At 62.3% G+C, this 25,160-nt stretch carries 16 protein-coding genes; 8 read left to right on the top strand and 8 right to left on the bottom strand.

Annotation, left to right across the window (positions count from 1 at the left end):
• Nucleotides 1-148: 148 nt before the first annotated feature.
• The 5 genes from AC3B6C_RS19905 to AC3B6C_RS19885 are packed head-to-tail and all read left to right on the top strand — an operon-like array spanning nt 149 to nt 9,279.
• Nucleotides 149-346: a helix-turn-helix domain-containing protein gene (locus AC3B6C_RS19905; RefSeq protein WP_488373847.1), complete on the top strand. Its 198-nt coding sequence runs from the start codon at nt 149-151 to the stop codon at nt 344-346.
• Nucleotide 347: 1 nt separating this feature from the next.
• A complete protein-coding gene (locus AC3B6C_RS19900; RefSeq protein ID WP_488373846.1) occupies nt 348-3,623 on the top strand; it encodes a helicase-related protein in 3,276 nt (1,091 codons plus the stop codon).
• On the top strand, nt 3,616-4,299 hold the full coding sequence (locus AC3B6C_RS19895; RefSeq protein WP_488373845.1) for a DUF4391 domain-containing protein: 684 nt from the start codon (nt 3,616-3,618) through the stop codon (nt 4,297-4,299). The genes AC3B6C_RS19900 and AC3B6C_RS19895 overlap by 8 nt, the downstream gene beginning before the upstream one ends.
• Before the next feature lie 13 nt (nt 4,300-4,312).
• Complete coding sequence (locus AC3B6C_RS19890; protein WP_488373844.1) at nt 4,313-6,178, top strand: site-specific DNA-methyltransferase; 1,866 nt, start codon at nt 4,313-4,315, stop codon at nt 6,176-6,178.
• Between the two features lie 5 nt (nt 6,179-6,183).
• The gene (locus AC3B6C_RS19885; protein ID WP_488373843.1) at nt 6,184-9,279 is read left to right on the top strand and encodes a type III restriction-modification system endonuclease; all 3,096 of its coding nucleotides are present in this window, start codon (nt 6,184-6,186) and stop codon (nt 9,277-9,279) included.
• A 1,267-nt stretch (nt 9,280-10,546) separates the two neighbouring features.
• Here the strand turns inward: AC3B6C_RS19885 and AC3B6C_RS19880 are convergent.
• From AC3B6C_RS19880 to AC3B6C_RS19855, 6 genes are all read right to left on the bottom strand, one after another.
• Nucleotides 10,547-11,017, bottom strand: a complete 471-nt coding sequence (locus AC3B6C_RS19880; RefSeq protein ID WP_488373842.1) for an HIT family protein — start codon at nt 11,015-11,017, stop codon at nt 10,547-10,549.
• Complete coding sequence (locus AC3B6C_RS19875) at nt 11,014-11,865, bottom strand: macro domain-containing protein (protein WP_488373841.1); 852 nt, start codon at nt 11,863-11,865, stop codon at nt 11,014-11,016. The genes AC3B6C_RS19880 and AC3B6C_RS19875 overlap by 4 nt, the downstream gene beginning before the upstream one ends.
• A complete protein-coding gene (locus AC3B6C_RS19870) occupies nt 11,866-12,351 on the bottom strand; it encodes a TIR domain-containing protein (RefSeq protein ID WP_488373840.1) in 486 nt (161 codons plus the stop codon).
• Nucleotides 12,352-12,683: 332 nt separating this feature from the next.
• The gene (locus AC3B6C_RS19865) at nt 12,684-16,028 is read right to left on the bottom strand and encodes an ATP-binding protein (protein ID WP_488373839.1); all 3,345 of its coding nucleotides are present in this window, start codon (nt 16,026-16,028) and stop codon (nt 12,684-12,686) included.
• Nucleotides 16,025-16,972 carry a DUF4194 domain-containing protein gene (locus tag AC3B6C_RS19860; RefSeq protein ID WP_488373838.1) on the bottom strand — a complete coding sequence of 316 codons (948 nt, stop codon included), beginning with the start codon at nt 16,970-16,972 and terminating at the stop codon, nt 16,025-16,027. Before AC3B6C_RS19860 ends, AC3B6C_RS19865 begins: the two co-directional genes overlap by 4 nt.
• Nucleotides 16,969-18,483, bottom strand: a complete 1,515-nt coding sequence (locus tag AC3B6C_RS19855) for a DUF3375 domain-containing protein (protein ID WP_488373837.1) — start codon at nt 18,481-18,483, stop codon at nt 16,969-16,971. Before AC3B6C_RS19855 ends, AC3B6C_RS19860 begins: the two co-directional genes overlap by 4 nt.
• 124 nt (nt 18,484-18,607) lie before the next feature.
• Here AC3B6C_RS19855 and AC3B6C_RS19850 point away from each other — a divergent pair, with 124 nt between their 5' ends.
• The 3 genes from AC3B6C_RS19850 to AC3B6C_RS19840 all read left to right on the top strand — a co-directional run bounded on the left by AC3B6C_RS19850 (nt 18,608) and on the right by AC3B6C_RS19840 (nt 22,174).
• Complete coding sequence (locus AC3B6C_RS19850) at nt 18,608-19,723, top strand: alpha/beta hydrolase (RefSeq protein ID WP_488373836.1); 1,116 nt, start codon at nt 18,608-18,610, stop codon at nt 19,721-19,723.
• Between the two features lie 200 nt (nt 19,724-19,923).
• The gene (locus tag AC3B6C_RS19845; RefSeq protein ID WP_488373835.1) at nt 19,924-20,310 is read left to right on the top strand and encodes a PLD nuclease N-terminal domain-containing protein; all 387 of its coding nucleotides are present in this window, start codon (nt 19,924-19,926) and stop codon (nt 20,308-20,310) included.
• A 427-nt stretch (nt 20,311-20,737) separates the two neighbouring features.
• Entirely contained in the window at nt 20,738-22,174 is a 1,437-nt protein-coding gene (locus AC3B6C_RS19840) for a DUF6924 domain-containing protein (RefSeq protein ID WP_488373834.1), read from the top strand.
• Between the two features lie 415 nt (nt 22,175-22,589).
• On the opposite strand, the gene AC3B6C_RS19835 is transcribed toward AC3B6C_RS19840, so the two are convergent.
• Both AC3B6C_RS19835 and AC3B6C_RS19830 read right to left on the bottom strand, forming a co-directional pair.
• Entirely contained in the window at nt 22,590-23,276 is a 687-nt protein-coding gene (locus tag AC3B6C_RS19835; RefSeq protein WP_010842624.1) for a ZIP family metal transporter, read from the bottom strand.
• Nucleotides 23,277-23,395: 119 nt separating this feature from the next.
• Entirely contained in the window at nt 23,396-24,445 is a 1,050-nt protein-coding gene (locus AC3B6C_RS19830; protein WP_488373833.1) for an IS110 family RNA-guided transposase, read from the bottom strand.
• Nucleotides 24,446-25,160 lie beyond the last annotated feature (715 nt).

The following is a 25,160-nucleotide window of genomic DNA, read 5'->3' as shown; positions in this document are numbered from 1 at the left end:
CAATTGGCAGGTAGGTAACGTGCGAACTGATCGTGCGGCACTACCCCCTGAAGCCGAATATATTCGCATGGAACCTTCTCAACAGGGCTAAACCGGTAGAGTCCCGAGAGGCCGGTACACGATCGGTCGATGAATCGTAGGGGTAGCAGTGACGGAGCCGTGGCTGTCCGCCGAGCACATCGCCGTCCATCTCGGCGTCACCAAGGACACCGTGTACAGCTGGATTGCAGAGAAGGGCATGCCCGCTCACAAGATAGGCCGGTTGTGGAAGTTCCAGACCAGCGAGGTCGACTCTTGGGTGCGAGGCGGCGGAGCCGCCAATAGCCCCGACACGATGGAGGGCTGACGTGCGGATCATCGACAACGTCAACGACCTGCTTGGGAACGATCTCAAGGCAGAGATCATGCCAGGCTCGAAGATACGCATCGCGGCGTCGACCTTTTCGATCTTCGCGTTTGAGGCGCTTCGCAAGGAGTTGGAGCAGGTCTCCGAGCTGGAGTTCGTCTTCACATCACCCTCCTTCATGACGGAGAAGGTGACTGACAAACTCCGCAAGGAACGCCGTGAGTTCTTCATCCCAGGCGGGCACGCCGAGTCGAGCTTGTACGGCTCTGAGTTCGAGATCCGGTTGCGGAACAAGCTCACCCAACGTGCGATTGCCAAGGAATGCGCTGACTGGGTGCGATCGAAGGTGACGTTCCGGTCGAACGCAACCAGCAGCCCGATGCAACCGCTCGCCGCTGTGGACGATGCTGCTGTCTACTTCCCGATCCAGGGCTTTACCACCAGTGACCTCGGTTACGAACATGGGCCAGCGGTGTCGAACATGGTCACCAAGTTCGAGGGCGCACCCGAGACGGAGCAGTTCCTCAGCATCTTCGACCAGATCTGGAACAACCCGAGCCAGCTCGACGATGTCACCCAAGCGGTGCATGATCACATCGTCAGCGTTTACGCCGAGAACTCTCCCGCCCGTATCTATTTCCTGATCCTCTACAACCTGTTCGCCGAGTTTCTCGACGACATCAGCGAGGACGTTCTGCCGAACGACCGCACTGGATACCAGGACACCCAGGTCTGGCAGAGCCTGTACAACTTCCAGCGTGACGCCGCGACCGGGATCATCAACAAACTCGAGACCTACAACGGCTGCATCCTTGCCGACAGCGTCGGTCTCGGTAAGACATTCACCGCGCTGGCGGTGGTCAAATACTACGAGCTGCGCAACAAGTCGGTGCTCGTGCTGTGCCCGAAGAAGCTCGCCGAAAACTGGACGAATTACAACGCGAACCTGACCACCAACATCTTTGCCGGCGACCGCTTCAACTACGACGTACTCGCCCACACCGACCTGTCCCGAACCCGCGGAGAGTCGATGGGCCTTCGTCTCGATCGGATCAACTGGGGCAACTACGACCTGGTCGTGATCGACGAGTCCCACAACTTCCGCAACGCCGACTACGCGCAGGAGAAGGAGTCACGCTACCAGCGCCTGATGCGCAAGGTCGTCCGTGAGGGTGTGAAGACCAAGGTGCTGATGCTCTCGGCCACCCCGGTCAACAATCGTTTCTACGACCTTAAGAACCAGCTCCAACTCGCGTACGAGGGCGAGTCGGAGAATCTGTCCCGCCACCTCAACATCTCGACCACGGTCGAAAAGATCTTCAAGGATGCGCAGACCGTCTTCAACGAGTGGTCGAAGTTCGATACCGAGGACCGCACGAGCGATCGCATCCTCCAGATGCTCGACTTCGACTTCTTCGAGCTTCTCGATGCCGTCACGATCGCACGGTCACGCAAGCACATTCAGGCGTTCTACGACACCACGGAGATCGGCGCCTTCCCGGATCGCCTTCCGCCGAGATCGATCCGCGAACCGCTCGCCGACCTTCCCGACGTGCCTGGATTCAACGACATTTTCGAGCAGCTCCAGGCACTGACGCTTGCCGTCTACACACCGCTGGCTTATGTCTTTCCGAGTCGAATCAGCAAGTACGAGGACCTCTACAACGTCACCGCCGGAAATGCGCGATCTAACCTCGGTCAGAGTGGGCGCGAGCAGGGCCTAAAGAAGCTTATGACCGTCAACCTCCTCAAGCGGCTGGAAAGCTCGGTCGATGCCTTCCGTCTGACCCTGAGCAAGATCGAAAACACCGTTGACCGGACGCTGAGCCTCCTAGACACCCACAGCAGTTCCACCACCGATCTCGGTGCTGATCTGTCGGGCCTCGACCTCGATGTGGACGACGTTGACGACATCAACCTCGAGGCACTGTCTTTCGGAGAGAGGATCAAGATCGACCTCGACGATATCGACATCGAGTCTTGGCGTCGGGACCTACGGAACGACCGCGCGACCCTCCGCGGACTCGTTGACGAGATGCGCAAGGTCACCCCGGATCGTGACCTCAAGCTTCAAGCGCTCAAGCAACTCGTCGAGGGCAAGGCCGCTCATCCGATCAACCCGGGTAATCGCAAGGTCCTGGTGTTCTCCGCGTTCGCCGACACTGCGAACTACCTCTACCGCGAGCTCGCGCCCATACTGTCCGGGGCGGGGCTGGAGACGGCCCTGATCACCGGTGGCGGCCACAAGGCGAAGACGACACTCGGTACCGGGTTCGACTTCCAGCAGGTCATGGCGATGTTCTCGCCCCGCTCGAAGCAGCGCCACCTGACCATGCCGAAGGAAGCACGCGAGGTCGACGTGCTCATCGGCACCGACGTCATCAGCGAGGGCCAGAACCTCCAGGACTGCGATTACCTGATCAATTACGACATCCACTGGAACCCCGTCCGGATAGTCCAGCGGTTTGGCCGAATCGACCGCATCGGCTCGACCAACACGCGGATCCAGCTGGTGAACTTCTGGCCCGACATCTCCCTTGATGAGTACATCAACCTCAAGGAGCGCGTCGAGAACCGGATGGTCATCGCCGATCTTGCCGGCACCGCCGACGACAACGTCCTCACCCTCGAGGACGGTGACGCGGCGTTCCGCAAGGAACAACTCCGCAAGCTGCAAGACGAGGTCATCGAACTCGAAGACGTCCGCACCGGCGTCTCCATCACCGACCTCGGCCTAAACGACTTCCGGATGGACCTACTGGGCTACCTGAAGGAGTACGGCGACCTGTCCACCACACCGAAGGGCCTGCACGCAGTTGTGCCGGCGGACCCCACCAAGGGATTGAGGCCCGGCGTGATCTTCGCGCTGCGGAACGTGAGCGCCGACCGAAACAGCAACCGAGGCAACCGACTTCATCCCCACTACCTCGCGTACCTAGACGGTGACGGCAATGTCATAGCTGATCACACTGAGGCCAAACACCTGCTCGACCTCATTCGCGCGGGATGCCGGCCCTACGACGAGCCCATAGCCGACGCAGTCCGCGCCTTCAATGAGGCAACTGGGGAGGGTGCAGACATGGTCAGGTACTCCGAGCTGCTCACCGATGCGATTCATTCGATGATCGACGTCACCGAGGAGCGCGACATCGACAGCCTTTTCACCGGCGGTCACACCACCGCGCTTACCCAGACCATTGCCGGCCTCGACGACTTCGAACTCATCGCGTTCATCGCTGTCGTCGATCCAGACGGCGGGGAAACCGTCGATGGGTGACGGCGGAATGAACCTGCTCTACCGCTGGCCCGACGCGGCGAAGTTCGGCAGCCGTGTCCCAAAGGAGAAGTTCTACTCCCATGGCACCGTTTCCACTGAGGTGCGCGAGAAGTTCGTTGTCGACGTGCAGCGCATTACCTGGGCGTACAAGCTTGCCGAGAGCACGATCAATCTGGCCGGCAGCACCGCCGTGCCGGAGATTCAGGTATTCGAGATTGACGCCAAGGGCAATGATGTCTCTGAACCGGTGTTGACCGCGATCGACAAGGCTATCCCGTTTCCCATCGTCTTCGAGATCAACCGCGACGACGGCGAGATCAGGACCACCCGGATGGTAGCCGCGCACAAACAACTAGGCTATGGTGCACCGAAGATCGGCGCCTACTACAACACAGACTGGCAGTCGGTTCGGACCGCACGGCAAGCCCTTCCGACCTCGATCACTCTGCCTGCCCTCTACACCGCACTACTCGATCCGCTGACACCGGTGGCTGCGCGACCCGGTGAAGACGTGGCAGGGGTCGCGGCCAGACTGGCGACGGTGCGCAAGCTCGAACGTGAGATCGCCGCGCTGGAACGCAAACTCCGCACCGAAGCCCAATTTAACCGCAAGGTCGAATTGCGGCGCGCATTGAAGACGAAGCAAGCAGAACTGACCGTGTTGGTCGAAACGTAGGCAGAGGAAACCCGTGGAGAAACTGCGCATGACATCGCCCGACCTGACCGACACCAATATCGACAAAATCGCCGAATTGTTCCCCAGCGTAGTGACCGAAATCATCGACGCCGACGGCAACTCGAAGAGGGCCATCGACTTCGACGTCCTCCGCCAGGAACTGTCCGACCACGTAGTGGAGGGACCGCAGGAGCGCTATCAGCTCGACTGGCCGGGCAAGCGTGCCGCCGCATTCGCTGCCAACGCCCCCATTGCGAAAACCCTCCGGCCAGTACGCGAGGAATCCGTCGACTTCGACACCACCAAGAACCTGTTCATCGAAGGTGACAACCTCGACGCGCTCAAGCTCCTCCAGGAGTCGTACCTCGGCAAGGTAAAGTTGATCTACATCGACCCGCCGTACAACACCGGGCGGGACTTTATTTACGACGATGACTTTGCAGAGTCGGCGGCCGACTATCTAGTTCGTTCCGGGCAAGTCACCGACGAAGGAAATCGACTTGTCGCAAATACCGAAGCCAATGGGCGTTTTCACTCAGATTGGCTAAGCATGATGTACCCGCGCTTAAAACTCGCCCGCAATCTGCTCGCGGACGATGGGGTTATTTTCATATCGATCGACGATAACGAGGTAGACAACCTTCGAGAAATCGCATCGGAGGTCTTCGGTGACCGAAATTTTGTCGCCCAAATTATTTGGCAAAAGGTATTTTCTCCCAAGAATTCTGCCAATTGGTTCTCGGAAGACCACGACTACCTTATCGTGTTCGCCCGGAACAAGGAGTCCTGGTTTCCGAATTCGCTGCCGCGAACAGCGGAAATGGATGCGCGATACACTAACGCTGACAACGACCCGCGAGGCCCTTGGACGTCGTCTGACCTAGCCGCACGGAACGCGTACGCCGCCGGGGTCTATCCAGTGACAACGCCTACCGGCCGAGTCATACCCGGTCCACCCAAAGGGCGATACTGGGGAATTTCGGAAGGTAAGTTCAAAGAACTGAATGCCGACGGACGCATATGGTGGGGGGACGGCAGAGATAATATGCCGCGATTGAAGCGCTTCCTATCCGAGATGACCGGGGGCCGTACGCCCCAAACGCTCTGGTCTTACAAAGAGGTCGGGCACACACAAGACGCGAAGAAGACGCTGCTAAAGTACGTTCCGTTCGAACACACCGAGAATGTGCTGAATTCCGTGAAACCGGTCGAGCTAATCCAACGCATCCTGCAGCTTGCGACGTCGCCTGACTCTGAGGACATCGTCCTGGACTTTTTTGGCGGTAGTGGTACCACACCGCACGCCGTGCTCACGCAGAACGCCGCAGATGGCGGAAACCGGCGGTTCATCGCCGTGCAGATACACGAGCCGCTTTCCAAGCCGGAGGCCACTTTCGATTCCATCCTCGGTATGAGCCTCGAACGACTCCGGAACGTAGCGAGAGAACTCGCCGGACGCACCGAAGTCCCGGACGTCGGCTACCGGCTCGTCCGCATCGACACCACCAACATGACCGACGTACTGCGTTCGCCAGATGAAACGGATCAGCTGTCGCTGTCGGAATTAGAGGGCAGTGTGAAGCAGGGACGATCTGGCGAGGACCTGCTGTTCCAAGTGATGCTCGACTGGGGCCTCGAACTCACCATGGAAATCAGTATCGAGCAGATCGACGGGCACGAGGTCCTCGTGGTCGAGGACGGCGCCCTGATCGCGTGCTTCGACTTGAAGGTTGGGTCCGCGTTAGTGCGCACCATCGCTGAGCGCGAACCCTTGCGCGCAGTGTTCCGCGATTCGGCCTTCGATACGGATGATGCCCGCATCAACGCAGAGCAGATTTTCCGCGAGGTCTCGCCGGCCACCGATGTAAAGGCGATCTGACCACGATGAAGCTTCAGTTCAAGGTTCAGCAGTATCAAACCGATGCAGTCGAAGCAGTGGTTGAGGTATTCGCCGGTCAGCCCAAGCACGATGGCATCTCGTACCGAATCGACCCCGGCAATCGAAAGCCAGTCGTTAGCCCAGGACTGTTCGAGACAAAGGAGACGCCGGACTCCGGCTTGCGGAATGCGGAGATCGCACTCGCCGGTGCGCAACTGCTTGAGAACACCCACAGGGTGCAGCGGTCCCGAAACCTGCCGCTGTCGACGAAGTTGGTGGACAGCAAGGCAGCACCGGGGGCACCGAATCTCGATGTTGAGATGGAAACTGGTACCGGCAAGACCTACGTCTATATCAAGACGATCATGGAGCTGCACAAGCGGTACGGCTGGTCGAAGTTCATCATCGTCGTACCGTCGGTCGCGATCCGCGAGGGCGTGCAGAAATCGTTCGATGTCACCGCCGAGCACTTTCAGCAGCTCTATGGAACGAAACCGCGGTCGTTCATTTACAACTCCTCGCAGCTGCACGAGCTTGAGAGGTTCAGCTCCGACGCCGGGGTGCAGGTGATGATCATTAATATTCAGGCGTTCAACTCGTCCGGCAAGGACAACCGTCGCATCTACGATGTGCTCGACGACTTTCAGTCGCGCCGGCCGATCGACGTCATCAAGGCCAACCGGCCGGTCGTGATTATCGACGAGCCCCAAAAGATCGGCGCGGATAAGTCTCTAGCGTCCCTGGCCGAGTTTAACGCGCTGATGGTGCTGCGCTACTCGGCCACCCACAAAGTAGAGCACACCAAAGTGCATCGCCTCGACGCTCTAGATGCCTACAACCAGAGGCTAGTCAAGAAGATCGCTGTCCGCGGTATCACCGTCAAGGGGCTCTCCGGCTCGACCGCCTACCTGTATCTGGATGCCATTGAGATCGCCAGGGGCGCCACACCCCGTGCCCGGGTCGAGATCGAAGTACAGACCAAGAGTGGTCCAATTACACGCCAGATCAAGCGGGTGGAAAAGGGGGCGAATCTGCACGTCCTCTCGAACGGTCTCGAAGCTTACAGACCGAATGGCCGAGCGCTCGTCGTCACCGATATAGACGCCAACCGTGACGTGCTCGAACTGAGCAACGGTGACGTGGTCATGGCCGGGCAACTTGCGGACCGCGATGTGACCGAGGAAACCAAGCGACGCATCCAGATCCGGGAAGTCATCCGCGCCCACCTCGACAAGGAACGCGAACTGTTCAGCCGAGGCATCAAGGTGCTCTCACTGTTCTTCATCGACGAGGTAGCCAAATACCGCGACTACGACCGCGACGACACGCGCGGCGACTACGCACGCGTCTTTGAGGAAGAGTACGAGACGATCCGCGACGACTTGCTCGGTGAACTCGCCCTTGACGATTCGACCACTGCGCACCAGGAGTACCTGCTCCGCGACGAGATCGGGAAGGTCCATGAGGGGTACTTCTCCATTGATAAGAAGACTAAGCGTCAGGTTGACGGCAAGGTCAGTGGACGGGGCGACGACAAGGGCCAGTCCACCGACTCGGACGCCTACGATCTGATCCTCAAGAACAAGGAACGACTGCTGTCGTTCGAGGAACCGGTGCGGTTCATCTTCTCGCACTCCGCTCTGCGTGAGGGATGGGACAACCCCAATGTGTTCGTGATGGGGATGCTCAAAAAGAGCGACAACACGGTCTCGCGCCGGCAGGAGATCGGGCGCGGTCTGCGATTGGCGGTCGACCAACACGGCGAGCGCATGGATAACCCGGTCTTCGTGCACGACATCAACGAACTGACGGTCGTCACCGACGAGTCCTACACCGATTTCGTGACTGGACTCCAGAAGGAGATCGCCGACTCGTTGGCGGCGCGGCCACGCAAGGCGAGCGTGAAGTTCTTCACGGGCAAGACCATTCAGACTCCAGGCGGTGAGTCTGTAGTGGAGGAAGCGCTCGCGCTCGCGCTGTACAAGTACCTCATCAAGAACGACTACCTCAACGACGACGACACGGTCTCTGAGGTGTACAAGGAGGCGAAGGAAGCGGGCACCCTCGTCGAGCCCACCTCGGAGGTTCTGCGGCCGGTCATCGATTCCGTGTGGCCGCTCGTGGATGCGCTGTATCTCGATGTGAAGGTAATTGGCGAGGACGGTCGCAAGCCGAAGAAGATCCCGCTCAACGAGGCCAACTTCGCGAAGAAGGAATTTCAGGCGCTCTGGCGCCGGATCAACCACAAGGCGGTCTACCAGGTTGAGTTCGACTCGGACGAGTTGATCCGCAAGTGCATTCAGGCGCTCGACAGCCATCTCAACGTCGCTGCGATGCAGTATGTCCTCGTCGAGGGACAGCAGAAGGACGCCCTTGACGCCGAGGATCTCACCAATACGGCCGGATTCGGCCAAACGCGGACACGGATACACACTGAGTCGGTCACCGCCGGCTCACAGGTGAAGTACGACCTACTCGGCGAGATCACCGAGAAGACGCAGCTCACCCGACGTACTGTCGCCGCCATCTTGGGTAGGGTCGCACCGGCGACATTCGCGAAGTTCCGGCTCAACCCGGAACAGTTCATCTCTGAGACGGCCAGGCTCGTCAACGAGCAGAAGGCCACCGTGATTGTTGAGCACCTGACCTACGACACATTGGAAGGCCGGTTCGGCTCGGCGATTTTCACCGAGAATCAAACGAAGCAGGACTTCACGCAGGCCGGCGACAAGCTGCGCAAGCATATCTACGACTACGTCGTCACCGACTCCAAAGTCGAACGCGACTTCGTCAACGAGATCGATACCAGCAACGAGGTCGCTGTCTACGCGAAACTCCCGCGGGGCTTCTTCATCCCGACCCCGGTCGGTGACTACAATCCCGACTGGGCGATCGCGTTCACCGAGGGCAGCGTCAAGCACGTGTACTTCGTCGCCGAGACGAAAGGCTCACTGTCGAGCCTGCAACTCAAAGGCGTCGAAAACGCCAAGATCGAATGCGCGCGGAAGTTCTTCGATTCGCTCAACAAGAAGAACGGGCAGGACGTCAAATACGACGTCGTCACGGACTACACGGAGTTGATTCAGCTCGTGACCACGTAGCCGAGATGAGCGGCCCTTCTTCTTTCCTCAAAGTGAGAAGGCCCCAGGTAACCTAACCAATGCCTGGGTGTAGACATACGACGCTGAAGCAGCTCTACCAGGATTCGGATTGCCGGACACATTCCGCGAGCCCATGACTTCCTCGACGCCATCGTCGCTCGTGGATTCGGTGCGAAGACCACCTGCATAAGTGCAGGCGAACGAAATCGGGTCGTTTCCACCGCGTACGTCGACTGAGCTCCCTCGGACATGTGCCGGTCGGGGCAGAAAGGATGAGCCTGGCGCTGAATGAGCTGGCGGCGAAGGCCTTTGTGAATGGCTAGGTCACAGCGAGGGCTGACCTGCGGGATCTGAGGGGTGCGTTCGCTGAAATCCGGCGCCCTGGATGCACAGCCCAGCTCCGGATTCGGCGCGAGCGTTCGATTCTATCACCAGCAGTGCGGCCAGATATTCCCCTGAACGACCAGTCCGCCACACGGGCTTCTGGGCGATCCAGGCATAGTTTTGGGCGGTCCGTGGTGCTTTGAGGAGCCTGGACTGTGGGCGATCAGCTGTTGGCGTCAGAAGGTGTGCTCGGTCGTTTTGGTAGTCATCAGGCACCGCTCAAGCCTAGATGTAGGAGCGTGAGCGCTGAGGTCGACTACCTAAAGCTGCGCGTCACCGGAGGTTGGCTGTCGCGACTTAAATTGTTCGCGTCGAGCTTTCCCACCGCCACGTGATGAGGGTCAGTGGTTACACCGCCCGGTCCCAGTATGGCTGGTGCTCGGGCGCCTCCGCTCACTACACCTGACAAGCCACTACCAGACCCCCGCCGAGTACGCTGCCCGAAGCACCAGCACCACCCCGTGGGCTGCGAGATCGACTGACCGAACAGCTAGAAGGAACTGGCTCTAGAACTGCCTGGACCGGTTATCGGGGACCTGCCACACCGGGCAACAAACGGTCCAGGCCAGCGGTCACGGCGATCATTCGTCCGACCACCTCTGAACTGACTGAGTGGACGATCCGGCGATCGCGACGTGGTAGTCCCGACCCAGCCGGGTGGTGACCGATGCTCCGATACCGAAATATAGTGGCAGGGGCGCCATCGACCGGCCGTCAACGACCAACTCCTCGGCAGGCTTCTTTCGGGTGGTGCGGTCAACTGTGAGGTTCACGTGAAGAAGTGGACACGGTTGGGTCGACCGGACGGTAGGTGTAGCGCAACCAGCTTCGTATTGCTTGTAGTCTTGAATTTCCCGCGCCCGGCTCGACGAATCATCCTATGTTAAATACTCTGCTCGTCATTCACGGCAGGGCGCGGCCAGCACGGCCTAATTTTCTCCGCGATTCGTTCTGTTTCAGCAATCGACAGCTCGTCGACTTGGCCCCACTCTGTACCACCTGAATCTAGAGTGCCCGCAACGTGGAAGTGAACGTGCCGGATGGACTGACTGGCTGACTCACCGTTGTTCTGCCACACAGAGATGCCCGGCCGCTTGTAAGCTACATCGATCGCTCGCGCGGTGTCCCGCACGTCGGCCATCAATGCAGAGCATTCGTCATCCGTCAAATCGAGAATGGTTTCGCGGTGGGCAATTGGGACGACCAAAAGGTGGGGTACTCCCCGCTGCTCCTGGGTAACCATGACCGCAGTCGTGCCACTCTTTCTCACAAAGGAGAAGGGCCTGCTCTCATTCAGGTATGCGCAGAATGCGCACGGCTGCGCGTCCGGAAGCCTAATTCCCGTTTGAGTCATGACGGCCTAAGTGAAGAGAGGAAGGCTTGAAGTTCGAGTCGGTCAAGCCGATCGAAGTCAGGCGGGTGCACAACTATTCGCAATTCGTCGCAGATCTTCTGAGTGCGCGACGCGAACATGAACGACATCACGATGAATCGGATCGAGTCTTGCGCTGGCATAACATGCGACAGGCGAGACTGGCCCCCACCAATAACAGGAATTGCAACTGGCGTACCATTTGCCGTCCTGGAGACTTCATCCCATAGCGAAGCGAGGCTCCGCCAAATAGCGTCCGGAGTGCTCTGCGCCTCATTATTGGCGTTCATCTCGCTGTAGGCCAGAAAGTAGAGGCGACGAGCTCCATGACGAAGCGTAGCGACGGCACCCACTCCATATTTGTCCGTCTTTCCTGGTTTCTGGATCGAACCCCCAACCGCTCTTCCCTGTAGCGCGGAAGCCAGTTCGCTATCTAATCTCTGCAAATCGCCGCCGTAGAGACGTTCAAGTGCCTGTCCTTGGATGCTACTTTTTGCAATAATATTGGGCACCGTCGTGTCAAATGTATCGCACGTGCCGACCACGATGTTGCAATCCTGGACGAACAAGTCGTCCTTCACAATGTCGATTCTCGTGTTCGGAGAATTGTACTGCTGGCTGATCGGGCGCGGCCATGCCCGTGCTAGCCCATATACGACCGAGATAGCAGCGATCAAGATGACAAGCGGCCATCCTCTGATAGGCAAGCGCCCAACTATGAAGTTGATCAATTCAAGGATGACTGTCAGAACGCCGACCGCTGAAAACGCTAAGACAAGGAACCAGCGCCAGAATCGGAGGGTCCGCAAATCATTCAGCAGGTCATGCATTTACAGTCCAAGGTTCGCATAGGTCTCGGGCTTGTAGTAATGGGGACCCACTTTGCCACTCGCCGAATACTGTGGAGCGTAGTTGTCGAGAGCATATGTGATGATTCTTGGCTGAAAAGAGACAGACAACGTGTAGTAACTAGCATCCAACAACGGCGCGGGTATAAAGTTCTTGTCGATGTTGCGGTCACCGTCGAGATTGGCAATGACGACCGGGAGATCTAGTTCGATCATGACTTTCACTTCATGGGCAAGGAATGAAATCCCGTCGCCTCCCTTCTTCTTACTATGGCTACTACCCAGAAGCACTACCTGCTTGACGTTCTTCATCCGTTCCCGAAGATTCCGCTTGATCGTCTCGGGCTTGCTGGTATCCAGTGAGATGAACAGGTCGTGTGCATCGTAGAAGGTAAAGTCGATATTATCGTTGTCGCGCCATGCCTCCATCAATCGGTACTTTCCGATGTCTTCGCTGGCGAAGGCCACATACGTCTTATTTCGGTAGCTCATCTACAGCATCCGCTCCGGTAGTCCAGTTAATGTGTACACGCTTGAGCCTATCTTCCAGGTCTGACATCGCTAGCAACGTGAGGCCCGATGCTCGTTAGCTTCTCAGACACGCTTTGGGTTAACCATGGGACACGACCGGTTGGCGCGGAGTTGGTTTGATCGAACGACAAGGGTGTCGTCATCGGACCGAACTGTCGTAAGCGCCAATGCCGCTGGTTGGTAGTTGCGCCGCCTTCCCGGCCCAATCTGTCGACAAACGGAAGCGCCACACTGAAGTCTCGAGTCCAGGCAGCGTACCCATTCGACAGTCAAACGGGCAACTGACTCCCAGACCGTCGTAACTCCGAGAACGCCTTGATTCCCGTCGACGTGGCTGTAGCGACAGGCCGCAAGTCAGGCCCAACCTCGGTCTTCGACACCATCACGACGTTGTCGACGTACGGCTGGATCGTGCTGGTGTTTTGGACCGTGGCCACGATGATCAGCTGGAAACCGAACTTCCGAAACGCGCTTAGCGCCTGCTGAGCGAACTGCGGGTCGGACTTGGAGAACGCCTCGTCGAGCATCAGCTGGGCGAAGATCGGTCGGTTGTCGTTTCCGTGGGGGCTGGCCAGGTTGAAGCTCAGCGCGCCAGCGAGACAGAAGGCCATCAGCTTCTCCTGCTCGCCGCCGGAGTTGTCGCCGGCGTTGGAGTAGGTGCGGATGGTCTCCCCCGACTCGGCGTCGTGCTCCTCGCAGTAGAAGTCGAAGCGGTTGCGCACGTCGAGGGCATCGCGCGTCCACTGGCGGTCCTCCGGGGTGTTGCCGGCGAGGCGTTCGCGCAGCAGCAGGATGTCGGAATACTGCTCAAGGATCGCCTGCTCGTCGCCAAAGCTGACCGCTGTCGCACGGTTGGAGATCTGACGGGCCTTCTCGGTCAGCTCCTCGACTGCGGCGAGCTTCTTCCGACCGGGACGCAGGCGCAGGCGGGTGCCGCGGTTGAAAGCCACCGCCCCGAGGCCCGTGTTGACGCGCTCGATCTGCTCGACGATGCGTCGTTCCTCGGCGTCGGCCGCCATGTGCAGGCCCAGGATCGCGCCGGGCGCCTGCTCGGTGATCAGTCGACGCATCCGCTCGTAGGCGGCGGGCAACTCGCGCTCGTCAATACGCCGGCAGACGGCGACATAGTCGTGCAGACGTTCGTCGAAGTCGTCGCTGTCGTTCGGGATGGCGTCCGGGAACTCCTCGTCGTAGGTGTCGAGGATGCGGGCCAGCTCATCGCGGGAACGTCGAGCATCGGACCGCATCCGGTCGCGCTCGCGGCTTGCCGCCTTGACGATCTCTTGTCGGTACGGCTCCGGGTTGAGCACATCGAGCGTCGCCGAGAGGTCCTCGCGGAAACCGTCGAGTGTCTTCTCCGCCTGCGCGGGAACATCTTCGGGCTTAAGCCGGTCGATGAGGTCGAGGAGCTGCGTACGGCGGGAGTCCTGACGGGCGATCTTGTCTTTGACCAGCGCGGCCTGCGAAATCGCGTTTCGCACCTGCTCCCAGAGGTCTTCGGCCTTGCGCTGCAACGCCTCGACGTCGGGGTTCTCTTCGATCAGGAGGTCGTACTGGTCGGTGAGCTGGTCGACGCGATCATCGACGGAATCGACGTCGATCTCGTTCCACTGCGTGAACTGCTCGCACACGCGGCGATACGCGTCGCGGCGCTTTTCCTTGGCGCTGCGCTCACGGTCGAGCTCGGCGCAGTCCTGGCGCGCATCCTCGAACGCCCGCTCCTCGTAGTCGAGTTCGTCGCGCAGCGCGGCGATCTTCGACGCGACGTCACCGACGAAGATGTACTGCGACCGACGCAACTGCTGGCGGTCGTCCTTCACCGCGAGCTTCGCCGAGTCCTTACGCAGACCCTGGTCCGTGACGGCCTTCGCGTACTGGGAGAACTCGCCGGGACTGTCGACGCACATGTGGTTGCCCAGCTTCGACAGGACGGTCATCGCCTCGGCCGCGCACGGGTGCTGCGCATCGACGGGGCGGAGCTTCGAGGCCAGGGTGCCGGGCTCCAGAACGGGCATCGGGCGAGAGTCGGCCTGGTGTAGCTGGATGCGGCCGCGCATGTCGTGCGAGTTCACGAACCGCAGGGCGGCGCGGAAGTGCTTGTCCGGCACCAGCAGACGCAGGCCGACGTTGCGCAGGACCTTCTCGACGGCCAGACGCCAGCGTTCTTCGTCGGGGTCGAGTTCGACGAGTTCGGCAACGTACTTCAGTTCGGACTCGTCGATCTGGAGTCCGTGGGCGATGGCGCGGCGCATCTCGTGTTCGGTGCGGGGCAGTGCGGAGCCGGCGTTCTCGACGCGGCCGAGTTCCTCCATCGCGGCGTCGCGGCGGGTCCGCGCTGCGACCTCGCTGGCCAGCGCCTCGGCGTAGTGGGCGCGACCGGCGTCGAGCTGGCCGTCGATCTTGGCGGCTTCCTCGGTGAGTTCCTCGCGCAGCAGCCAGAATCCCTCGGCCCGGGTGGGCGGGGTGAAGCCGAGCGCGGAGACCTTGTCCTCGTACGCGTTGCGTCGGGCGGTGACCTCGGTGCTGAGCTTCTGTGCGCCGCCGAGCTGTTCGCGCAGCGGGGCGAGATCGCCGGTGGAGGTGGCGATTCGGGACAGCAAGAGGCTGTGGTCCTGGCGGAGCTGGTCGTGCTGGGTGGTCAGCGCGGCGAGATCACCGTCGAGGCGGGTGATCTGGTCGTCGAGGTCGGCAACCTCGGGCTGCGCGTTGCGGATCCGCAGGTTGTTGACGTAACTGCGGATGGTGGTGTTGTCGATGGTGTCGAGGACGGAGAAGGTGGCCGCCTCCCCCGCGTACCGCTCGTGCACCTCCTCGATGTTGCCGAGAATGGTGCGCTTGCGGCGCGCGACGTCGAGCAGTTCGCGCGCCTCGACGAGCGGGTCGATCTGGTCGAGGGCGTCGGCGATGCCGACGATGCTGGTCGGGGCGTCGAGCATGAACTCCCGCACGAACTGCGCGAGTCCGCCGACGCTCTTGAGCGACTTGGCCTTTCCGAGCAGCTGCTGCGCGGCGTCGGAGCCGCGGATGCCGATGAGCGAGTACAGCGTCGAGAGGTACTTGCCCTCGCCGGGTCCGCCGCGCCAGCCGCGGTCGCGGAACTTGGCCGAGTTGTAGTTGTTGGCGGCCCACTCGTTGCAGGCCTCGACGATGTCGGCGTCGCCGTCGTAGATGAAGTACGAGCTGTGCGCGTCGGTCATCTTGCCCGCGGCAAGCCATTTCAGCACCAGTCCGGTGATGGCCTCACCCGAACTGGAGGTGTACGTGACCGAGATGGCGGCCCATGCCGGGCCGGTGCCGCGCAGGTACATGATCTCGCGATGAGCGTTGGTGCCGTCGCGCCGCTCACCCCAGGCGCCACGCACGTACTTGCCCACAGTGCGCTTGCCGCTCGACGATCCGGCCGCCGTCGCATCACCGGAGGCGTTGAAGTTACGCCGGTGGTCGGGCAGGAACGCCAGCGAGATGGCGTCGAGCAACGACGACTTGCCGCTACCCGACGAGCCGGTGATCAGAGAACCGTTGGGACTGAACGGGATCGAGTGATACCCGTCGAACACGCCCCAGTTGATCAGCTGCAACCGGGACAGGTGGTACTGGTCGACCTGCCCGCTCACCAGTCGTCTCCTTCGTCGTTCTCGCCGTACGCGTTGTCGCCGTCGAGGTCGGCTGCGTCGTCGTCTCGCTCCGCAGGCTCGTCGGCGAGGTCTTCCGGCGGCACTTCGCCGGTGTCACCGGATCCGATGAACTGCTCGAATTGCCTTTGTAGGTCGGTGATCACCGACGCCGTCATCACCGCGGAGATCACCGGGCTGACGATGAAGGTGTCGGCGTCGTCGCGCTGTTTGCGCAGGAACTCGAGCTCCTCCATCTTGTCGAGAGCGCGTTCGATGCGCTTGTCGAAGAGCGCGAGGTCGCGGTCGATGGTGTTGGTGACGCCGGCGAAGAGCTCGTGGATCTCCTCGCGGGTGATGAGGACCGGCTCGTCACGGGCGGCGCGCACGTACTTGGCCAGGTGCAGCGCCAGGATGGCGTCGTAGGTGTGAATCGTCTCGCGCTTGAGGATCTTTCGGCCCCAGCGGGAGTCGTAGCCGGCCTGTTCGACGAAGGCGACCTGCAGCTCGTCGACGATCCGCAGCCGGAGGTCGAGTTCGGAGAGGCGCCCGCGCAGCACGTCCTGGTACTCGGCCACCCACGACCACAACTGCGGCTGCCGGTCACCGCTGATGTAGCGGCGGGTCAACAGGTTCTGCAGCGCCCAGCACGCGCGGTCGGGCAGCTCGCTGACGTCGCCGTCGAAGCGGGGTGCGTCCGGCGTGTGGGTAGCCGCGCGGTTCGCGACGGTGGGCAGGTCGTCGAAGCCGACGAATTCGTCGGGGGTTGGGGCGCCCTTCGTGGCTCGCTGCGCTCGCACCTCAGGGGGCAGAGAATCGGCGTCGCTCGCAGGGGGCAGGTCGCCCTTCGTGGCTCGCTTCGCTCGCACCTCAGGGAGCAGAGGGTCATCCCCTCGCACCTCAGGGAGCGAAGAATCGGCGTCCACCTCAGGGGGCAAAGATGTCATTCGGCGTCGACCTCCGCAGTCGGAATCGGTTCGGTGAAGGTCAGGTCGGGCACTTCGATGGCGTGGTCGTCTCCGATGAGGGACCGGAATCGCACGGTGGTCATCGGCACCTTCTCCCCCGCCGCTTGCTGTTTGGACGCCCACGACCACAGCACGATGACGTGCGCGAGGTACGGCTCCTCGAGTCCTTCGATGACGTCGGCCAGGGCGACCGGCCCGGCGGCGACCGCGGCGTTCACGGTGTCGGTGAGTTCGGTGGTGTCGACCTGGCCGGACAGTGACGCGAACGACGTGAGATCGGCGTCGACGGCAGCCGGGAGCGCAGGTGCGGGCGGTACGTGTTCGCGGATCTCGAAGGCGAGCCGGCCGATGGAGTTCACCGTCGGCGTGGCGAGAGGAAGCTCGTACCCGATGCGACGGTCGGCCAGGGAGGTCTTCAGCAGTTCGTTGGCGGTGGCCAGCGCGTCGTTGAGCTGACGGGCCAGGCCGCGGCTCTGCTCGAGCGTGCCGGACGCGACGAAGCGTCGAATACGGCGTGCGCAGCGTTGCCTGGTCCGCCCGACCTCGGCCATCTGCTGGGTGACGAGGCCGAAGAAGTTGTCCATCACCGACCGCAGGCCCGCGTCCATGGCCGGGAAATTGTCGACGATCGTCTCGATGTCGTGCTTGAGGCGGGCCCGACGCTCCGGGTCCTGGATCATCTGCGAAAACGCCTGGTACGACGCGGACTGCGGCGAGTCGAGAAGCGCCTCGTAGTCGTCGAACAACTGGCGCTGACGGTCGCGGTAGGCGAGGTCGGAGTCGCCCGGGTCGTCGAGCAGGGCGGTGGTGATGCGGTCGAGCATCGTGCCGTACTGGCCGATGTCGGAGATGATCTGCTCCATCTGGTAGCCGATGGTGCGCGCGGCGTCCTCGGCGACGCGTAGGTCGACTGGCGGGCGTCGGCCGGCGTCGAGGTCGGCGAGCTCGGCGTCGAGGTCGGACATCTGCGCCTCGATCTCGGAGCGGATCTGGTCGGGATCGTTGCTGACCTGGCCGGCGACGCGTCGGAGCTCGGCGGCGATTCCGGTGATGGAGCCGCCGGTGGCAATCGAATCCTCACGACGCTGCCGGCGCATGAAGTCCAGGACCGACCGCGCCTCGCTGGTCAGATGGCACAGGTTGGGGGCGTTCGGGTCGGTGGTGTCGGTGACGCGGTGCAGCCAGCCCTGCCGGGCCCAGAGTTTGACCAGCTCGAGCCCGGTGGCCTGATCGGTGAGGTCGAGGTCGGTGAGATCGCGGTCGAGGCGCACCGACAGCTCGGTCTCCGACAGTTTGGTGCCGTAGTCGAGATGGCGTTCCATCAAGGTGACGTAGAGGGCCGAGTTGGTGGCCGCGAACAGCCGACCCACCGCCGACTTCTGGATCGAGCGGTTCGATTCCCACGCGTCGGCCAGTGTGAGCTGCACGGACTCGGGGCCGCTCGACGCGCCGGGGGCCTCGACCGGAGCCGGGAAGGCTGAGAACTCCATCGCCGCCTCACGGGGATCTCGGGGACTAGAGGACCCGGGTAGTCTGCCACGCCTGGCGGCCGCGGCCCCACCCGGTGGGTCGCGTGTCCAGCCGCGGGAGACGCGCGTCGCTACCCTGAGGCGCATGGTGATGGCTGATCGTCCGGAGGTCCAGACCGCGTCGGCGCCGGTGACCGCGCTGACGGTCGTCGGCCTCGCGCAGAGCATGATCAACGGCCTCGCGCGGGTGCCGTTCCGGAAGCCCTGGTCGGGTCCGTCCGGGTTGCTCGACAACCTCGGCCAGTCCGTCACCCGGCAGACCATCCGCGCTTTCATGGGCTACTCGATGGGACTGCCGATCGAGGAGTTCCGGTCGATGGAGAAGATCCTCGACGACCTGTGCCGCATCGTGATGCCGCCCTTCGTCGAGCTGACCGACGGCGTCGAACTCACCGACGACATCGTCGGCGGGGTTCCCGGGCTGTGGTGTCGCGCCAAGGCCAGCTCCGACGCCTACGTCGACGACGAGAAGGACAAGGAAGAGATCGGCGCGACGATCCTCTACCTGCACGGCGGCGGATACATCGGCACCTCGCCGATGATGTACTCCGCATTCGCGTCGTCGCTGGTGCGCATCGCCGGACACGAGGTGTTCATCGCCGACTACCGGATGGCCCCCGAATTCCCTTTTCCCGCAGGTGTTCACGACGCCGCCGACGTGTACCGGGGGTTGCTGGGTCGCGGCGTCGACCCGGATCACATCATCGTCGCCGGTGACTCCGGCGGAGGTGGGCTCGCGGCGTCGCTGGTCGCCTACCTTCACGACCACGACCTGCCTCGCCCAGGCGCACTCGCATTGTTCTCCCCCGAGATCGATTTGGACCTCGACCATCCGTCGATCACCGAGAACGCCCAATACGACATCCTGCCCTGGAGCATCCCGGTCACTCCCTACCTGCACGGTGTCCAGCCGAACGACGCGCGGGTCTCGCCCGTCAACGCCGAACCCGACCCGTCGTGGTTCCCGCCCACCTTCGTCTGCTGGGGCGGCAGCGAGATGTTCCGCGACGGCATACGCGACTTCGCTGCACGGCTCGAGGCATCGGAGGTGCCGACGCACGCCATCGAAGAACCCGGCATGTTCCACGTCTTCCCCATCCTCATGCCGTGGGCCGAGGCGTCGAAGCGCGTCTTCAGGGCGTTGTCGGAACTGGCAGACGGGCACGTTGAAGGTGATCCGGACGCTTCGCAGACGCACTGAGTTCGCCGCGCGGATCGTCGAGGCGTCGTCGTCGCCGGGTGTCGTGGGGAGCGAACGTAGCCAGGCCGAGATCCCTGGTCCCCGCCTCCCGGGCGGGCGGATCGTGACAGCGGTTTATGTTGGACGAACCAAGAGCCTCAACGGACCTCCGCTGTGGATACGGCCGATGTGGTGACCGACGCTCAGAAGAGGGGACAGACATGCCGTATCTCGGGCTGATCTACTTGGTGATCCTGGTGGTCGCGCTGATCGACATCATCAAGACCGACGACGCCGCCGTGCGCGGGCTGCCCAAGTTCGCCTGGGTGGTGCTGGTGGTGATGATCCCACTGGCCGGCGCGCTCGTATGGCTGGCGGTCGGACGCCCCACCGCCGATGAACGACCGCGCCGGCAGCACTCGGGCGCGACCAGTGAGTTCCCGGAATACGACCACCCCGGCCGCTACATTCCGCGGGACCCTGAGGCAGACCGGGAGTTCCTCCGGCAGGTGCGAGAACGCGCCGAACAACAACGTCGGACCGCGCGCGAGCAGCAACGAGCCTCCGACAGGACCGATGACGAAGGTCAGCCACCGGCCACTACGTAGAGCGCAGAAGACGGCGGCCGGATCGAGGTACGGCCGTTAGGTTGTCGGTATGACATCGTGGCCAGAGATCCGGGGTTTGTCGTACAGCACGATGGGTCGAACGGCCCGTGGCACCGTGTATTCCAGCGACGGGACAGCCAGCTTCGTGTGGTTCGCTCCGCCCACGTCATGGCGCATCGAGAACCCGGACGGTTCACCTGCATATATCGAGAATGAAACCGACGAGTACCGATTCGGTGAGGACGGCGTCGCTGTCCACACCGCGAAACACCCGCACCGACTTGTCGCGGTGGTCGGCGCGTCTCCGACGGAGTTGTTCACGGCGTACCGCACGTGGACCCCAGCGGAGCTGACGGGGCGACCGCCGCGGTTCGGTGAACCGAAACACATGACCGAGAATGAGGTTCGGGGCCGACGGGGTTGGCAGGTGGAATTCGATGATTCCTATGGCGGTCCGACGATCAATTTGGTGATCGACGCCGAGTTGGGGATCGCGCTGTCATGGAGTCAAGGTTCACAGTGGGTGCAGCTGGAATCACCGGTGTTGGATGAGGACTTCGACCCGGCACTGTTCTCATGGGAAGGCGCGACCATCGAGTCCGAGGAGCACCTCGGGTCTCGCGAACAGCTCGAGCATGATCGGAAGATGCGTGCACTGGCCGACATGCCGCCGACCCGGATCGGTTGGTTGCCCGTAGATATCAGCGTGTCGCCTGACGAGGGCGACCCGCTATCGGGCGCCCTCGATGTGACGGTGTCCGCGACGTCGACCCAGTTCGGTATTCGCCGTTGGCTGACCGAGCTGGGAGAGCCCGAGGTGGGGTTCTCGATGGAGCTCTACTCACCCCGGGCACGCACCACGATCGGGCCGTGGACTGTCGAATTGCGTTCCTACAACGAGATTTCCGCCGACGACGCCGACCGTGTTCTCGCCGAGCTGGGGTTGCCAGACCCGCCCGGCGCCGTCGGTGACATTCGGGACGCAACCACGGCCCGTCAGGAAGCTTCTGAGCAGGCTGAGATCGTCTCAGCGTTGGGTATCGGTCGTGACCTCGATGACTACTTGCACGACTCGTACGGAGTGTCGCTACTGGTGCGCACCGACTTCAGCGACGACAGACGTTGGCGCGAGATCGCTCTGGCCGCGATGGCGCCCGTGGACAGCGGCATGGACGACGAGTCCACCTTCGAGGCGGGGCTGACGTGTATCGACCACCGAGACAACGACGGTCTGACAGTCGAGGCCCTTGTCGAGCGGATCGGTGACGACCCGCCCTACTATGCGTTCGTTGCTGATTCGGTCACGATGTTCCATCCCGAGAGGGCGATCCTGGTCGTCGATTGCGGCCGAACCGACTTCGGTCACGAACCCGGCCGGACTTTCCGCGTCATACCTGAACAGATGCAGTCGGTCGAGAACAACCTCTCGATCTCGAATATGGACTTTCGTGACTTCGCCGACTCCGTCGATGACGACGGGGTTTTCCGTGGCTTCGCGCCGTCGCCGCCGCATGTGGCGATTCTGCAGCGCGACGATCTCCTCGCTCTCAGTGCCACCAACCGGTCGACCCCGGCACTGGCCCGCTTCGCCGAGGAGCTGCCTCAGGTGGACCACCCGTCCATGGTCGTCTACGAGACCACCCGAACGAAGGTCCACGACTCAGTGGCTGCGCTCGACGACCCTCCCGCCAACGAGATCCGCGTCGGAGTCGAGGACTACTTGGCAGCAACCGCCCGGGAAGGCATGTGCCGGCACGGATTCGTCCAGATCCGGGGCGGACATTGGAGTCTGGTGATCGATCCCGACACCGGCACGCTCGAAGCCGCGATGCTCCGTCAATACCAACCCTCCACGCCGTCGTGAGGCATGTACGGATGTATTGCAACACCTGCGTTTCGAAGACTTGATGGCGTATCCCCTCACTGCACCCAGCCGCACCGTTCTCCGCGCTGTTGGTTCAGGCGTGGCTCCAGCCATAAACGAGGTCATCTCCACCCAGAGGGTCACCGGAGATGACTGCCTGATCTTCGACATCCACTGCGTCGACGCAGCTCGCCTGGAGACTGTCGTCGACTACTGGCTCGATACGGCCCCGTCACGACCTCGCTGGTGCTGCACGACTAAACGAACAAGCCCCTCATGCCGCAGCCGTCGGCAAGCTCATGACCTGAACGAGCCGGCTGGCTCGGGCGGTGCCGGCGCTTGTTGCTGCGGCGCGACGACCCGCGCCCCGTGCATCACGGTCCGCCTGAGGGAGCGGTGGGAGCGGTGGGAGCGGTCACCCGAGCACGAAGGCCAGCAGGAAGCCACCAGCGGTCGCCAGTCCGACCCACCATCCGCCCTCGCGGTAGGCCTCCGGCATCAGCGAGTTGGCCAGCACTCCAAGCGTCGCGCCGCCGGCGAACGCCTGCACCACGCTGATCGCGGTCGGTGAGATGGCGTCGGCCACCGCGTACCCGCCCACCGTGACTGCCACCAGGACGACGGCGGTGAACAACCACATCGCCAGCGCCGAGCGGATCGAGGCGTCGTGCTCGCGACGCATCAACGACGCCCCACTCACCGCTTCGGGGACGTTGCCGACCGCGATCGCCACTACCAGCACGAGCGAACCGCCCGCGGTGAGCGAGACACCGAGCGCGGTGTTCTCCGGAACGCCGTCGAGGAATACGCCGATCATCAGGGCCGGTCCGATGGCCGACGACCCGAGCTTGGTTTCGACGAGTCGGTCAGCGACGACGTAGACCGCGGTGCCGGAGAACAGCGCCATCGCCGCGACCCCGGTGCCGGCCTGGGTGAAAGCCGGTTCGAACAGTTCGGTCGAGACCGCCGCGATCATCGTCCCGGCGCCGAACGCCATCAGGGTCGCGAGGATCGGGTTCGGCAGATTCCAGCGCAGCCCGATTGCAGCGCCGACTGCGATGGGAACGGCGGTCGCGAGACCGTACAGAACCGCGGTGAGCATGAGGACAAGGTTGCCTCGTGCGTCGGTCGATGGCGAGTGGGGTGAGGAGGTTCCGACGCGGCTTGCGTGGACCCTTCGTGGCTCGTCGCTTGCGCTCCTCGCACCTCATAGCTCCTATGTCAAGCGGCGTCTTGTTGTGGGGTTGCGCGGTTGTGGTGGTCGAGGGTGAGGTTGTTGTAGACGACGCGGGCCAGGCGTCGTTTGAGGCAGCGCATGGCTTCGCGTTTGGTTTTGCCTTCGTCGCGTTTGCGTTGGTAGTAGGTGTGGCCGAGGGACTCGGGCATGCGGGCTTGGGTCAAAGCGATGCGGTGCAGGGCGGCGTTGAGTTGTCTGTTCCCTGAGCGGGTGAGGCGGTGGCGGCCGGGGTTGGCTGACCACACCGGCACGGGTGCGACACCGGCGTTCCGGGCGAATTGTGCCTCGGTGCCGAAGCGGGTGATGCCGGCGGATTCGCCGAGTAGTTTCGCCGCGGTCAGTTCCGCGCAACCGGGCATCGCCAGCAGCGTCGGCACGGCGTCGCGCGCCAGGGTGGTGATCTCGCGGGTGACCTGTTTGATCTCGGCGGTCAATGCGATGATCGCGGCGACCTCGTGGCGGGCCAGTCGGGCATCGATCCCGGGGCGGTCGATCAGCCACGCCGCGAGGTTGTTCTGGTGTTTGTTCAGCGTCAACCCGCCGCGAGGCATGTGGTATTCGGGGTCGAGTTGATGCACCCGCCACAACACCCGGTTGATCTTCGATGTGCGGTCCCGCACAAGGGTTTCCCGATAGTCCACCAGCGCTTTGGCCTCATACGACACGTCATCGTGGGAGGCCACCGGCAGATCAGGTTCACGGGCGGCGGCCCGCGCCACGGCCAACGCGTCGATGGGATCGGACTTACCGCGTTCACGACCGGTGCGGCGGTGTTCGGCCATCAACCGCGGGGTGACCCGCACGACTTTCTGCTTTGCGCCGAGTAGGTCGCGTTCGAGGCGTGCGGACATGTTGCGGCAGTCTTCGATGGCCCAGAGCAGTTCGTGACCGAACTTATCGTGGGCCCAGCGCAGTGCTGTGTGATGACCGGTGGTCGTCGTGGCTACGACCGTGGATCCGAGTTTGCGGCCGACGTCATCGACGGCGACAAAGGTGTGGGAGCGCTTGTGAACATCAGCACCGATGACGATCATGGAGCTTGCCTTCCTGTCACAGGGTGGGCGGACAGTCGGGCCGGTCGGTGGACATACTTCAGTGGAGGGGCGCTGCCACGCTCCTATCAAGTCACGCCGGCCGGTCCGTCACACCAGATGTCGGCACGATGAGGCATCACCAACCCCGCAGGGGTGGCAGGGAGCAAGAGAGCCAAACACCTGGTGGACGAAACCCAATCACCACTCACGTGGCTCCACAACCCTGACACTGAAGGGAGCAATGGGGGGTCGCTTCTTTTGGATTGGCGAGTGGGGCACGCGGGGTGGTGACCGTTGGTTGCGGCGCCCTTCGTGGCTCGTCGCTTGCGCTCCTCGCACCTCAGGGAGCAATGGGGGGTCGCTTCTTTTCGATTGGAGAGCGCGGGTGGTCGCTTCTTTTGGATTGGCGAGCTGCGGGGGGTCGCTTCGCTCCCCCGACATCAGCGAGCAAGAGGCGATGAAGGATCTGCAATCCAACAGGTCACAGAATTGCGGATACCTCGATGGACCGTGCTGGGGCGCGAGGGATACACTGTGTATGTCCGACGAACCGGTCAGACCCCCGACCCGACCGGTTCGTCGGACATTTTTGTCTGCTCAGCCGGGCATGTGTGTCGGTCGACCGACCAGGGTCGTGTTACACGATTCGGCGGTTTCTTTATTCCGCCGGAAACCATTCGGTAATCGGTGGCGAGTGAACTGAGTGTCGTAGCAA

The sequence above is a fragment of the Gordonia sp. 11cp genome (assembly GCF_057767225.1).
This window is presented reverse-complemented; position numbering and strand designations above follow the sequence as displayed.